Below are 12914 nucleotides of genomic sequence, written 5' to 3' on the forward strand. Positions count from 1 at the left end.
GGCCAAAAAAAACCATCGCGAGTGAACTCGCGATGGTCATTGAACTGAACGGACTTACAACACCGAAAAGTTGTAACTCACAATCAACCGGGTCTCATCCACGTCCCGGGCGAACTTCTCGTAGTTGGTGCGATACGTCGCATTACGCAAACGCAGGCTGACATCCTTGAACGTGCCGCTCTGGATCACGTACTTCAACTCGCTGTCGCGTTCCCACTCTTTGCCTTCCTGATCGCTGCCCGGAACCTTGATGTGGTCGCCGTTCACGTAACGGGTCAGGAAGCTCAGGCCGTTGATGCCGATCGCCTTGAAGTCATAGTCGTAACGCAGCTGCCAGGAACGTTCCTGTGCGGCGGCGAAGTCGTTGACCTGCACGTAGTTCACCAGGTACGGGTTGCTGCCATCCAGATACGGCATCGAATTGTCGCCGTTCATGCGCTGCCAGCCGGCGCTGAAGGTGTGGCCGCTGATGCCGTAGGACAGCATGCCGCTCAAGGCACGGTTGTCGATGGAACCGGCTTTCGCATCGCCGCTGTCGGCGCTTTTCAGCAACCGCAGATCGGCTTTCAGCACACCATCACCCAGCGGCTGGTTGCCCAACAGACCCACGAAGTGCTGGCGATAGATGTCTTCCAGCTCGGCGTAGTGATACTGCGCGGTCAGGCGATCGTTGATCTTGTAATCGAAGCCGTACATGTCGAAATGATCGGCGGTGACGTTGCAGGCATAACGCTTGTTCTTGCAGTGCACGCGAATGTCCTGGGAGTCGGTCGAGTCCCGGGCGGTGTACTTGTCCAGGCGCGCGGCCATGAAAGTCAGGTCCTTCACTTCCTTGGACGTCAGCATCGCACCGTTGAACATGGTCGGCAGCAGGCGGCCGTCGTTGTACTTGAGCAGCGGCAGATCCGGTAGCAGCGCGCCGTATTTCAGCACGGTGTCCGAGACTTTCACCTTGGCCGTCAGGCCCATCTTCGCGTACTGACCTTTCGAACCACGCGGGTTATCGCCGCTGGACGGCAGCAAGCCGCTGTTGCTGCGGTCGGGGCTGGAATCGAGCTGGAAGCCCGCCATGCCCAGCGCATCGATGCCGAAACCGACGGTGCCTTCGGTATAGCCCGATTGCAGGTTGAGAATGAAGCCCTGCGCCGACTCTTCGCGCTTGGATGCGCCCTGATCACTGGAGGTGTGCCCATCACGGAAATCACGGTTGAAGTACACCGTGCGCGATTCGATCTTCGCCGTAGTGTCTTCGAAAAAACCGCTGGCCTGAACCTGCGCGGTAAAACCGGCGCACAGCACAAAGGCTCCGAAGCCAAACGACTGGCGCGGGGTGATGAGGGGAAATGGGGGACGCATTGAAAACTCCAACAGAACAACGATTGCGCAGGGGCGCAAACAAACCAGAAATAGCTCCCGTCCCGGAACAGTGAAGAACCGGAAGGAAGTGAACACGCGGGGGTGAGCGCCCATGATGGCAGATGGCTTTGACGTGCCACAGGCGACTTTAGTCTGAAACTGACTGATTGTTCTTGAAGGCCGTCGTTGGCGATTGCGCTGGATCAGTCGCCCGCAAGTACCGGTTTCACAAGGCGAAACAACCGGTCTAAGGGTTTTCCCTATGCCTTCGGGCCGATGCTTCTACGGCATTTGCGCCTTGAACGAGGCCGTTTAATCCTGCACCATCCGCCCACGCTAATCCAAAGGACGGAAATCAAGGCATGCTGGACGCCAACGCTACCCACATTACCCTCACGCTCGAGGGCGCTTCCGCCGATCTGCAAGTCCTCAGCTTCACCGGTCGCGAAGCCCTCAACGAACCGTTCCGTTTCGACCTCGAACTGGTCAGCGCCCGTCCCGACCTCAAACTCGAAGAACTCCTGCACAAGCCCGGCTGCCTGACGTTCGGCGCCACCGGCGAGGGCAAGATTCATGGCCTGGTGTATCGCATCGAGCAAGGTGACTCCGGCAAGACCCTGACCCGTTACAGCCTCAGTCTGGTGCCGCAACTGGCCTACCTGCGGCACAACCATGACCAGCAGATTTTCCAGCAACTGACGGTACCGAAGATCATCGCTCAAGTCCTGGAAGATCGCGGCATCCTGGCCGACGCCTACAGCTTCCAGCTCAGCGCCGAGTACCCGGAACGCGACTACTGCGTGCAGTACGACGAGTCCGACCTGCATTTCATCCAGCGCCTGTGCGAAGAGGAAGGCATCCACTTCCACTTCCAGCACAGCAGCAGCGGCCACAAACTGGTGTTCGGTGATGACCAGACCGTGTTCCGCAAACTGAAACCGGTGAACTACCAGCAAGACTCCGGCATGACCGCCGACAAACCGGTGATCAAGCGCTTCAACCTGCGCCTGGAAACCCGCACCAGCCGTGTCAGCCGTCGCGATTACGATTTCGAGAAACCGAAGATCCTGCCTGAAGGCGCCGCCAAATCCGCGTTCATGCCGGACCTTGAGGACTACGACTATCCCGGCCGTTTCACCACCCGTGAGCGCGGCAAGTTCCTCTCGACCCGAGCGCTGGAGCGCCATCGCAGCGACTACAAACTCGCCGAAGGCAAGGGTGACGAGCCGACACTGACGACCGGCCATTTCATGTCCCTGGCCGAACACCCGCGCGCCGAGTGGAACGACCTGTGGCTGCTGCTGGAAATCTTCCACGAAGGCAAGCAACCGCAAGTGCTGGGCGAAAACGTCACCAGCGACGTCACCGACAACAAGAGCGATTTCCACCAGGGCTACCGCAACAGCTTCGTCGCCACCCCGTGGGACGCGCACTACCGCCCTGCCCTCGAACACCCGAAACCGAAAGTCCTCGGCAGCCAGACCGCCATCGTCACCGGCCCCGCCGGCGAAGAAATCCACTGCGACCAGTACGGCCGGGTGAAGGTGCAATTCCACTGGGACCGCGACGGCCAGGCTGACGACAAGACCACTTGCTGGATGCGCGTCGCCAGCGGCTGGGCCGGCGCGGCCTATGGCGGGATCGCCATTCCACGGATCGGCATGGAAGTGCTGGTGACCTTCCTTGAAGGCGACCCCGACCAGCCGCTGGTCACCGGTTGCCTGTACCACAAGGAAAACGTCGTCCCCTACGACCTGCCGGCGAACAAGACCCGCAGCACCTTCAAAACCCTGAGCTCACCGGGCGGCAAGGGCTACAACGAGTTCCGCATCGAAGACAAGAAAGGCGTGGAGCAGATCTACATCCACGCCCAGCGCGACTGGGACGAAAACATCGAGCACGACCAGAAGATTCGGGTTGGCAACGAACGGCACGACACCGTCGAAGCCAATACCCTGAGCGAATTCAAGGTCGAGGAACACCGCATCACTCATCTGGATCGCAAGAGCGAAATGCGCGCCAACGATCACCTGACCGTGGGCGTGACTCAGCACGTGAAGGTCGGCACCGGGCAGTTCGTGGAAGCAGGCACGGAGATTCACTACCACGCTGGCGACAAAGTTGTGATCGAGGGCGGGATGGAGCTGACGGCCAAGGCTGGCGGCAGCTTCGTCAAGGTCGATGCCGGTGGCGTGACCATCAGCGGTGCCGAGGTGAAAGCCAATACCGGTGGTGCGCCGGGCGCGGGCACCGGGATCGCGATTCTGCCGCCGGTCATTCCGGCCCCGGCCGCTAACGACAAGCCAGGCACCGTCGTGTCGCCAAAGCAGGTTGTGAAGTCTGCGTGATACGCAACGTAGTCTTCGCGGCTGGACTCATCGCATCAAGCCTTCACGCCTTTGCCGCTCAGCCGCCGTTCACGACGGTGGCTGAGTGTGATCTGGCCGGCTCCTGCAGCAGACTATCCTTGCTGCGGGGCCATCCCCTCTCCGACGCTCACGTTTACAAGATCCGTCAGGAGCAAGAAACCGGATTCTTGTATGCAGATGCCGATAAGTCTTTCGGCAGTCGTGTTGATTGGCAATGCGTGCCCACAGGCAAAGGCGTGAATGTCTTTCTGATCACTGGCGAGTTCAGCTCCAACTACCAACAAGGCATCCTGTTCTTTCGGGATACAACTGACAGGTGGGTACACCGTGTGGAATTTGCGGAAAGGAACCGCCCTCGTTGGATATTGAGCGGCTCGAAAGGCCCTCAAGTGATATTCGAGAACGTCGGGCATGAAAGCGTCCACAAGTACCTGATTTACGGTCCGGCGGACGCCTATCTGGAAGCGGATGAGTTGCCGGCTTCCTCAACCGTCGAAGGTGAAGCGCTGATTGAGCTGAAACCTTATCCGTAGACGCTGAGATTCTTTGTTCAACAGGGGACCATTGCGCCCCCCTTGAACCGCCGAAAGCAGACAAGGCATCCACCCTTGCAGGAATACGCCGAGACTCTCCCACGAAACAATCCCCCCGCCAGACAGCCGGCATTCAGCCGGGTTAACCCTCGCTTAACGCCGCGGTCAAAGACTCTAAACATCCGCACGCTCTCAGCCCGATGCTGACGCCCAGTGCGGCAGGCCTGGCGTGTTTCACGCCGGGCTTTCTTTCCGTCGCACGGGAGTCACTCCATGAACATTCGTCCGTTTCTGCTCACCACCGCCCTCGCCTGCACCGCGTTTGCCGGGTTGGCCCAGGCCAATGACACCACGGCAACAACCAAAGCCGTGCCTTACACCTACGGCATGCCGTTGAATGTGGCCAAAGTGGTCTCGATGACCGAGCAGCCCGCAAAGACTTGCAAGGTGATTGATGCCGATATGAAGTACATCGACACCACCGGCAAACCCGAAGAAATCACCTACCGGAAAATGTCTGACGCCTGCGACTTCCAGAACTGACAGAAAGCTCTGAATTGCGGCTTTGCGGTAGGCGAGCAAGGGTCTCGAAGGTTATCCTCGGATCACTTCTCACTGCCGCAAGGATTCGCCATGCAGTTGTCGTTTCGCACGTTGTCGACCCTCACCTTTTGTCTGTGTTTCTTGCTGGCGCTGGCCTGGGGCCTGGCGCCGCAAGTACTGCTTTCGATCTGGAGCATTGAATATTCAGAAGCAGCAGGTTTTGTAGCGCGACGCATGGCGGTGCTGTTTGCAGCGTTGGGGGTGATGTTTTATCTGGTGCGCAATGCGCCGGTGTCGATCGCGCGCAATGCACTGAGCAACGGTTTTATCGTCGGCTGTTTTGGTTTGGCGGTGCTGGGTTTCGCAGAATGGCTCAACGGCCACGCCGGCCCCGGGATTCTGCTCGCGGTGCTGGTCGAGTTCGCGCTGGGCCTCGGTTTTGTCCAGGCCCGGCGCGTGACGATCGAACTGGGTGAAACGGTCGGTTAAACGGCTTTTGATCGCGGCAATGAATGATGGGTTGCCGTGTGTTGCGCCAGATCCGAGCGCAACCCGGCGATCAGGCCGTTGATTTCGCGACAGCTGTTCAAGTGACTGGCATCGATGCCACTCACCAGCAAATCAACCTGATCGGTCTGGTGATCGCCATACACCTTGACGGTCATCGACAGATCCGGGGACAGCGTGCATTGGCAGCGTTTCGGCAGAAAGCTGCTTTCAATGATATTGCGTAGTTCCAAGGCAGACAGAAACATGGCGAACCCTCTCCTTACTGTGAGACTGCCAATCAAGTATTCACATGACCGTTACCACGCCTCCCCACGGGTGTATCCCCGCTGAATCCCTGGGTGTGGCAAGCGGCTGTACTGCGAAATGCCCATTGGAGTGTAGGCGCACAAACTCGGTGCGCCGCACCAAATCAACGCATAAACCGTGCCTTTCATCGGGTCGATTTCTCCTCCTTCAAAATCAATGGGTTGGCAAAAAAACAGGTAACTGGCCAGTTGCAGAATGCAAGATCCGATCGTGCAGGCACTGCAATTTGCAAGCGGCTGGCGGTTTGCATTCACCGTCCATGACAGTGAGAATGCCCGTCTACCAACGTACACCCGCCAGGAGGCTTCAATGAGAAATTTCACTGTTTACGCGACCGCCGGCCTGATGCTTGCCAGCCTGTCTACTCTCACCCACGCCGCCAAACTTGAAGACACGGCGCCCTACCCCAAAGCCGAAGCGGGCTTCACTCGTCAGGTCATCCATTTGCCGCAGCAGGCACAGGAAGACAACTTCAAAGTCGAAATCCTCGCCGGCAAGACCCTCGAAGTCGACTGCAACCGCCAGCGCCTGGGCGGCACCCTTGAAGAGAAAAACCTCGAAGGCTGGGGCTATCCGTTCTACCGCCTGGAAAAAGTCAGCGGCCCGATGAGCACGCTGATGGCCTGCCCGCCCGGCACCCAGAAAAAACGCGCCTTCGTACCGGTGATCGGTGACGGCTTCACGGTGCGCTACAACAGCAAGCTGCCAATCGTGGTTTACGCACCGACGGATGTCGAAGTGCGCTATCGCATCTGGTCGGCTTCGGACAAGGTCGGCGTCGCCATTCCCGAGTAATCTCAAGCCACAACACCACACGCCGCCGCTCGCTCGGCGACGTGACGCAAGCTGTCGAAGTTGATATTGGCGCCGGAATCGATGGCGATCAGCGTCTGGTTCCGTGCGCCGGTTTGCGCCACGTACTGTTTGATGCCCGCGACCGCCAACGCCCCGGAAGGCTCGGTGATCGAGCGGGTATCGTCGTAGATATTCTTGATCGCTGCGCAGAGTTCGTCGTTGCTGACGGTGATCACTTCATCCACGCAGAAACGGCAAACCTCGAACCCGTAGGCGCCGATCTGCGCCACCGCTACGCCATCGGCGAAGGTGCCCACACTCGGCAGCACCACCCGTTCATCTGCCTGCAAAGCAGCCTTCAGGCAGGCCGAGTGCTCCGACTCCACGCCAATGATCCGCACCTCCGGCCGCAAGTATTTGACGTATGCCGCGATGCCGGCGATCAACCCGCCACCGCCCACCGGGACAAAGATCGCATCAAGCGCGCCCTGATGTTCGCGCAGGATTTCCATGGCAACCGTACCTTGGCCAGCGATTACATCAGGATCGTCGAACGGCGAGACAAACGTTCGCCCAGTCTGCTCAGCCAGTTGCAGCGCGTGGGCCAGGGCAAACGGAAAGCTTTCGCCATGCAGCAATGCCTCGGCGCCGCGACTACTGACGCCCAGCACTTTCAACTCAGGTGTTGTGGCCGGCATGACGATAGTCGCAGCAATGCCCAATTCACGCGCCGCCAGCGCTACGCCTTGAGCGTGATTACCCGCCGACGCCGTGATCACCCCGCGCGCCTTTTGCTCGTCGCTCAGTTGCACCAATTTGTTGTAGGCGCCACGGATCTTGAAGGAGAACGTCGGTTGCAGGTCTTCGCGCTTGAGCAGGATCCGGTTGCCCAGCGCTTCGGACAAGGCCGGCGCCGGTTGCAACGGCGTGCGCACCGCCAGCTCATACACCGGCGCGGCGAGGATCTTTTTCACGTACTGCTCAAGCAGGGCTTGCTGGGCGGGGCTGTGGCGCATGGTCGTCTCCTGACGTTTGATTCAGAACCCCGGAGACAGAAAGTAAAAACCCGCCTCTAGGGCGGGTTGGGTGCTGCAGTCGTGAGCTAGCCCGCCAAATGAGGAATGGCGGTAATAATGCTTGGCTGGCAACGCAGTACGGTGGAAGTCATGGGCTCGAAATTAGCCCGGGCGTTGCTGGCAAGTCAATGGCGATTTTTGCGGCGGGTCTGTAGGCTGGCCTTTCGCTCATCTGCCCAAGGAAGGAATACATGATGCCCATCGCCCTGCCCCTCGCCGCGTTGATTGCCTTCAGCGGCTACACCGTTGGCGTGATGCTGCAAGCCGAACAATCGCTGATCGACTTCGGCATCAGCCTGATGTCGCGGCCAGACACTGCGCAGGTGGTGATCGATCTTTATCTGCTGGCGACCCTGGCCGGCATCTGGATGTTCAAGGATGCGCGTAGCCGTGGGCAATCGGGCTGGTCGGTGGTGCCGTACCTGTTGCTGACGGCGGTGTTTGTATCCATTGGACCATTGCTTTACCTGGTGGTCCGAGGCCTGCAGGACCGCAAACGCCCGGCCGCCGTCATTTCGCCAGACGCCTGAGCCCGAACAGCATCCCGCCGGCCCCCAACAGCATCGCCGCCAGGAACAATGGGTACGACACCCACCACGGTGTCCCGGCGGTCATCATGCTGAACTCCGACATGCCGCCGATGCTCGCAATCAGGTTGAGCGGCAAAAACACCACGTTGATCAGCGTCAGCTTGCGCAGCAGGTTGTTCATGCTGTTGTTCATCAGGTTGCCCCGGGCGTCGATCAGCCCGGAGAACACCGTCGAGTAGATTTCCGCCTGCTTGTAGCATTGGTTGTTTTCGATGATCAGGTCGTCGATCAGGCCAATGGCTTCGCTGCCGAAATGCTGCTTTTCCGCGTGGTTGCGCAGTCGCGTGAGCACCGCGCCATTGCTGTGCAGCGCGTTGATGTAATAGATCAGGCTTTCGCTGAGGTTGAACATCTGCACCAGATGCTGGTTTTGCATCGAAGCGTTGAATTTCTGCTGCAACTCCCGGGCGACCAGTTTGATCACCTTCAGGTGCCCGAGGTAGTGATGGATGTTGTTGAACAGCAGGTCCAGCAACACATCCAGCGGTGTATTGAGTGGCCGGCGCGTGCCGAGACCGTGCAACGGCGTCTCATCGGTGGCGATCACCAACAGTTGGCCCGGCGAAAACAGCAAACCGCAGGACGACACCTCGAACGCCAGGCTGCCGCCGCCGGAATAGTTCTCCGGACGCTTCCAGATCAGGAACAGATGGTCGGGGTGAAACTCGATCCGCGACACCTCGTCCGGGTCCAGCGCCGAGGCCAACGCGTGTTCGTCCAATTTGAAATGACTGTGAAGCACGTCGCGCTCGCCAGCGTCGGGGTTGCTGAACAGCATCACCTCGGCGTCCAGCCGCTCGACCCGCTGCAAGGCGCCGTGGCTCAGTGCAAAGCTGTTGATCATCGGCCGGTCACCAGGCCTGACCGCGGCGTTTGAGTTCCAGACGCCTCACGAACTCCTCCAGTACCAGCGAATACAGATCGTCTTGCAAGTAGGCGTCTTCGATGCCAGCGTCGAGGTTCGGGTTGTCGTTGACCTCGATCACTACGACCTTGTCACCGGCCTGTTTCAGGTCCACACCATACAGTCCGTCGCCGATCAGGTTGGCGGTCTTCACCGCCAGTTCCACCACCGCACGCGGCGCTTCGTGAATCGCCAGCGTGCGGCACTCGCCGTTGACGTCCTGGCCCTTGGCTTTGTGGTTGTAGATCTGCCAGTGCCCCTTGGACATGAAGTACTGACAGGCAAAGATCGGTTTGCGGTTGAGTACGCCGATGCGCCAGTCGTACTCGGTGTAGAAAAACTCCTGGGCCAGCAACAGCACCGAGTGTTCGAACAGCTCGGCGGTAGCTTCGAGCAATGCCTGTTGGCTCTCGACCTTGATCACGCCCCGGGAGAAGCAGCCGTCGGGGATTTTCAGCACCAACGGAAAGCCGAGACGCTCGCCGACCCGTTCGAAGTCTTCGGGTCGCTCCTTGTAGAGAATTTCCGTGGCGGGCATACCCAATTGGTGGCTGTTGAGCAGGTCGGTGAGATAAACCTTGTTGGTGCAGCGCAGGATCGACGTCGGGTCGTCCATCACCACCAGTCCTTCGCTTTCAGCTTTCTTGGCGAAGCGGTAGGTGTGGTTGTCGACGCTGGTAGTCTCGCGGATCAGCAAGCCGTCGTATTCGGCCAGCCGTGCGTAGTCCTTGCGTTCGATCAGTTCGACATCGATACCCATGCCTTTGCCGACTCGCACGAAGTTTTCCAGCGCACGGGCGTTGGACGGCGGCAAGGCTTCCTGCGGATCGTGCAGGATCGCCAGGTCATAACGCGCCACTTGCGGCGAGCGCGGTACACGCCAGATCTTGCGGCTGAAACCGTCCAGCGCGTTGGCGAACTGATCTTCCTGATCATCGCGCAACTTGTGCAGGGCACCGGACTTGATGCCTTCGATGTGCCAACCGTTAGTTCTACGGAATTCAACTAACAGAATCGGACACGGAAACACTTCAAACAATTGTCGGGCCAGATCCTGCAACGGCTCGATATGCGTTCTGCCGAAATAAAGTGTCAGCGTAAAACCTTCAGTATCACTGTAGAGGTGATGGCTGAGGGCTTTTTCCAGGGTTTTATCCAGGTCATCCAGAGCCAGGCCATAAAGGGATTTCCGGGTCAGTTCGCTGATGGTGCGTACCGACGGAATCACCTTGTGGCCCCGAGCCTCGGCCAGCAACGAGCAGTAGTAGCCGTGGCCTAGATACTTGTAGCTGCGGCACAGGTTGATCACCTGCACCCGTTTTCCCGGCTCATTGTCGGGGGGTTGTTCGAGGTATTCCTGCGCCGTCAGGATGTCTTCGCTGGGAAAGTAGGAGGCCCAGTCCTCCTTGCGTTCGACGATGATCAACACTTGACTTGAAGTTCTTATTTGCGGTTTTAAATAAGTTGCCGGTGGCAAACTTTGCTTGGATACTTCGCGCCAATGACCCTGTACCGCTGACATAGAAATTGATCCGTTGGAGAACAAGACCTTTTCTATTAAGCACGAACTTTTTCGAAAGTCCCGTTTCGTTACGCAACTTTTACGGCGGTCATATGAACACTGTTTTTCGCTTGGCGACAGTTGATGATTTACCGGCGCTGCTGGCGCTGGAAATGCACTGCTTCACCACGGACCGGCTCACCCGCCGCAGCTTTCAATGGATGATTACCCGAGCCCACGGCCAGTTGCTGGTGGCCGAACGCGAGGGTCAGCTGCTGGGTTATGCGCTGGTGCTGTTCCATCGCGGCACGTCGCTTGCGCGGTTGTATTCCATCGCCATTTCCCCCGAAGCCCGGGGCGGTGGTCTGGGCAAGCAATTGCTGCAACGCATCGAGTCGTGCGCCCTTGAGCACGACTGCGCTTACCTGCGACTGGAGGTGCGCACCGACAACCCCGCCGCCATCGCGCTGTACGAACGCAGTGGCTATCGGCGCTTTGCGCTGATTCACGACTACTACGAAGACCACGCGGACGCCTTGCGCCTGGAAAAACGCATCCTTCAACACCACGACTCACGCAGCATCAAGGTGCCCTATTACCGGCAAACCACCGATTTCACCTGTGGTCCGGCGTGTTTGTTGATGGCCATGGGCGCGTTGCAGGCTCATCGCTTGCTGGAGCGCCGCGAGGAGTTGCAGCTCTGGCGTGAAGCGACCACCGTGTTCATGACCGCCGGCCATGGCGGTTGCAGCCCTCAAGGGTTGGCATTGGCGGCATGGCGCCGAGGGTTTCGCGTGCGTTTGCAACTGAGCATGACCGGGCCGCTGTTTCTCGACGGCGTGCGCGACGCGCATAAAAAAGACGTCATGCGCCTGGTGCATGACGAGTTCATGGCACAACTGAACGACACCGACGTAGATCAAATCATCGGCACGACACTGGATTTACCCCGACTGCTAAACGCCGGCGGGCAACCATTGGTGCTGATCAGCAGCTATCGTCTGACCCGCTCCAAATCGCCGCATTGGGTGATCGTCACCGATTGCGACGAAGATTTCGTCTACCTGCATGACCCGGATGTCGACCACAGCCAGCATCGCCAGCCCATGGACTGCCAGCATGTGCCGGTCAGCCATGGAGAGTTCGAAAAAATGTGCCGCTTCGGGCGCGGCAAGCTGCGGGCGGCGGTAGTGCTCTACGCTCGCTCACCCGCATGAAGTGCTCATTTGAGTCCGACCTTGTACAGCGAGCCGTCGGACTCATCTGTCAGCACATACAAGTAACCATCCGGCCCCTGGCGTACATCACGGATACGTTGTTTCAGATCGCCCAGCAAACGCTCCTCATGCACCACCTTGTCACCGTCGAATTGCAGGCGGATCAGCTCCTGAGTGGCCAGTGCGCCGATGAATACGTTGTGCTGCCAGGGTTTGAAACGATCGGCATCGTAGAACGCCATGCCGGTGACGCCGGGTGACTTTTCCCAGACGTGATGCGGTGAGACAGTACCTTCGACGGTTTTACCCTGGGCTTCCGGGATGGGCTGCATCGAATAGTTGATGCCATGGGTTGCCAGCGGCCAGCCGTAGTTTTTCCCGCGCTCGATGATGTTCACCTCGTCGCCACCGCGCGGGCCGTGTTCGTTCTCCCACAACGTGCCGGTCCATGGATTGAGCGCTGCACCCTGCGGGTTGCGATGGCCATAGGACCAGATCTCCGGACGCACACCGGACTGGCCGACAAACGGGTTGTCATCCGGCACCTTGCCGTCCGGATAGATCCGCACGACTTTACCCTGCAATTTGTCCAGATCCTGCGCAGTTGGCCGGTCGTTGTTTTCGCCGAGGGTGATGAACAGATAACCGTCACGGTCGAACACCAGCCGCGAGCCAAAGTGATTGCCGACCGACAGCTTCGGTTCCTGACGGAAAATAACAGTGAAGTCCTTGAGGGTTTTCAGGTCATCCGACAGGCGTCCGCGTCCGACCGCAGTCCCCGCCTTGTCACCGGCGCCACCGCCCTCGGCATACGACAGGTACACCATCCGATCCTGTTTGAAGTCTGGCGACAGCACCACGTCCAGCAATCCGCCCTGCCCCTTGGCCCAGACCTTCGGAACGCCCTCGATGGGCGCCGATCGTTTGCCGTCCATGCCCACTACCCGCAGGTTACCAGGGCGCTCTGTCACCAGCATGCCCTGACGATCCGGCAAGAACGCCAAGGCCCATGGATGCTCAAGACCCTGCGTAATGGTGGTGACTTCGAGGGTGCCCTGTTCGCTTTGCAGTTCCTTCGAGGCGGCAGCGAATGCCGGGCTGCAGATCACTGCGCTGGCACACAGGCCGGCTAAAAGGGTTTTACGCAACATGCACGATTCCTTTTGTTCGATTGAAGGGCTGACAGAAACGGTTCTGCCATTCAACGGTTGCTC

General features: G+C 59.0%; 12 protein-coding genes and 1 pseudogene. 7 read left to right on the plus strand and 6 right to left on the minus strand.

What is annotated here, in order from left to right; all coding sequences use genetic code 11:
• Window positions 1-54: 54 nt before the first annotated feature.
• The gene (locus AC3WRD_RS08365) at window positions 55-1356 is read right to left on the minus strand and encodes an OprD family porin (RefSeq protein WP_096820353.1); all 1302 of its coding nucleotides are present in this window, start codon (window positions 1354-1356) and stop codon (window positions 55-57) included.
• 362 nt (window positions 1357-1718) lie between these two features.
• On the opposite strand from AC3WRD_RS08365, the gene AC3WRD_RS08370 reads away from it, so the two are divergent.
• The 4 genes from AC3WRD_RS08370 (at window position 1719) to AC3WRD_RS08385 (ending at window position 5290) form a co-directional block, all read left to right on the plus strand.
• A complete protein-coding gene (locus AC3WRD_RS08370; RefSeq protein WP_102619818.1) occupies window positions 1719-3704 on the plus strand; it encodes a type VI secretion system Vgr family protein in 1986 nt (661 codons plus the stop codon).
• The gene (locus AC3WRD_RS08375) at window positions 3701-4258 is read left to right on the plus strand and encodes a hypothetical protein (RefSeq protein ID WP_102650846.1); all 558 of its coding nucleotides are present in this window, start codon (window positions 3701-3703) and stop codon (window positions 4256-4258) included. Before AC3WRD_RS08370 ends, AC3WRD_RS08375 begins: the two co-directional genes overlap by 4 nt.
• A 273-nt stretch (window positions 4259-4531) precedes the next feature.
• Entirely contained in the window at window positions 4532-4801 is a 270-nt protein-coding gene (locus AC3WRD_RS08380) for a DUF2790 domain-containing protein (protein WP_102619816.1), read from the plus strand.
• A gap of 90 nt (window positions 4802-4891) precedes the next feature.
• Window positions 4892-5290 (plus strand): hypothetical protein, encoded by a 399-nt coding sequence (locus AC3WRD_RS08385; RefSeq protein WP_102619815.1) that lies wholly within the window; start codon window positions 4892-4894, stop codon window positions 5288-5290.
• Here AC3WRD_RS08385 and AC3WRD_RS08390 read toward each other — a convergent pair.
• The gene (locus AC3WRD_RS08390; protein WP_096820345.1) at window positions 5287-5556 is read right to left on the minus strand and encodes a DUF1652 domain-containing protein; all 270 of its coding nucleotides are present in this window, start codon (window positions 5554-5556) and stop codon (window positions 5287-5289) included. The two genes, AC3WRD_RS08385 and AC3WRD_RS08390, sit on opposite strands and share 4 nt — an antisense overlap.
• A gap of 370 nt (window positions 5557-5926) precedes the next feature.
• Here AC3WRD_RS08390 and eco point away from each other — a divergent pair, with 370 nt between their 5' ends.
• Window positions 5927-6412, plus strand: coding sequence for a serine protease inhibitor ecotin (gene eco / locus AC3WRD_RS08395; protein ID WP_102619814.1), 486 nt, complete (start codon window positions 5927-5929; stop codon window positions 6410-6412).
• Between the two features lie 26 nt (window positions 6413-6438).
• Here the strand turns inward: eco and ilvA are convergent.
• Window positions 6439-7428, minus strand: a pseudogene (ilvA, locus tag AC3WRD_RS08400) (threonine ammonia-lyase, biosynthetic); the annotation flags it as partial.
• A gap of 251 nt (window positions 7429-7679) precedes the next feature.
• On the opposite strand from ilvA, the gene AC3WRD_RS08405 reads away from it, so the two are divergent.
• The gene (locus AC3WRD_RS08405; protein WP_102619813.1) at window positions 7680-8018 is read left to right on the plus strand and encodes a DUF2834 domain-containing protein; all 339 of its coding nucleotides are present in this window, start codon (window positions 7680-7682) and stop codon (window positions 8016-8018) included.
• On the opposite strand, the gene AC3WRD_RS08410 is transcribed toward AC3WRD_RS08405, so the two are convergent.
• Together AC3WRD_RS08410 and AC3WRD_RS08415 are read right to left on the minus strand one after the other, a co-directional pair.
• A complete protein-coding gene (locus tag AC3WRD_RS08410) occupies window positions 7999-8922 on the minus strand; it encodes a magnesium transporter CorA family protein (protein WP_102619812.1) in 924 nt (307 codons plus the stop codon). The two genes, AC3WRD_RS08405 and AC3WRD_RS08410, sit on opposite strands and share 20 nt — an antisense overlap.
• A gap of 7 nt (window positions 8923-8929) precedes the next feature.
• Window positions 8930-10504: a RimK family ATP-grasp domain-containing protein gene (locus tag AC3WRD_RS08415; RefSeq protein ID WP_102619811.1), complete on the minus strand. Its 1575-nt coding sequence runs from the start codon at window positions 10502-10504 to the stop codon at window positions 8930-8932.
• A gap of 92 nt (window positions 10505-10596) precedes the next feature.
• Between AC3WRD_RS08415 and rimI the strand changes: the two genes are divergently transcribed.
• Window positions 10597-11700: a ribosomal protein S18-alanine N-acetyltransferase gene (gene rimI, locus AC3WRD_RS08420; protein ID WP_102619810.1), complete on the plus strand. Its 1104-nt coding sequence runs from the start codon at window positions 10597-10599 to the stop codon at window positions 11698-11700.
• A gap of 5 nt (window positions 11701-11705) precedes the next feature.
• On the opposite strand, the gene AC3WRD_RS08425 is transcribed toward rimI, so the two are convergent.
• The gene (locus AC3WRD_RS08425; RefSeq protein WP_102619809.1) at window positions 11706-12851 is read right to left on the minus strand and encodes a PQQ-dependent sugar dehydrogenase; all 1146 of its coding nucleotides are present in this window, start codon (window positions 12849-12851) and stop codon (window positions 11706-11708) included.
• Window positions 12852-12914: the final 63 nt, after the last annotated feature.

It is taken from the genome of Pseudomonas sp. FW215-R2 (genome assembly GCF_058789255.1).

What these genes read in the sequence shown, in the direction of transcription:
- AC3WRD_RS08380 (WP_102619816.1), top strand. Translation starts at nt 4,532, where the DNA reads ATGAACATTCGTCCGTTTCTGCTCACCACCGCCCTCGCCTGCACCGCG.
- AC3WRD_RS08415 (WP_102619811.1), bottom strand. Translation starts at nt 10,504, where the DNA reads ATGTCAGCGGTACAGGGTCATTGGCGCGAAGTATCCAAGCAAAGTTTG.
- AC3WRD_RS08370 (WP_102619818.1), top strand. Translation starts at nt 1,719, where the DNA reads ATGCTGGACGCCAACGCTACCCACATTACCCTCACGCTCGAGGGCGCT.
- AC3WRD_RS08410 (WP_102619812.1), bottom strand. Translation starts at nt 8,922, where the DNA reads ATGATCAACAGCTTTGCACTGAGCCACGGCGCCTTGCAGCGGGTCGAG.
- AC3WRD_RS08425 (WP_102619809.1), bottom strand. Translation starts at nt 12,851, where the DNA reads ATGTTGCGTAAAACCCTTTTAGCCGGCCTGTGTGCCAGCGCAGTGATC.
- AC3WRD_RS08385 (WP_102619815.1), top strand. Translation starts at nt 4,892, where the DNA reads ATGCAGTTGTCGTTTCGCACGTTGTCGACCCTCACCTTTTGTCTGTGT.
- eco (WP_102619814.1), top strand. Translation starts at nt 5,927, where the DNA reads ATGAGAAATTTCACTGTTTACGCGACCGCCGGCCTGATGCTTGCCAGC.
- AC3WRD_RS08405 (WP_102619813.1), top strand. Translation starts at nt 7,680, where the DNA reads ATGATGCCCATCGCCCTGCCCCTCGCCGCGTTGATTGCCTTCAGCGGC.
- AC3WRD_RS08390 (WP_096820345.1), bottom strand. Translation starts at nt 5,556, where the DNA reads ATGTTTCTGTCTGCCTTGGAACTACGCAATATCATTGAAAGCAGCTTT.
- rimI (WP_102619810.1), top strand. Translation starts at nt 10,597, where the DNA reads ATGAACACTGTTTTTCGCTTGGCGACAGTTGATGATTTACCGGCGCTG.
- AC3WRD_RS08365 (WP_096820353.1), bottom strand. Translation starts at nt 1,356, where the DNA reads ATGCGTCCCCCATTTCCCCTCATCACCCCGCGCCAGTCGTTTGGCTTC.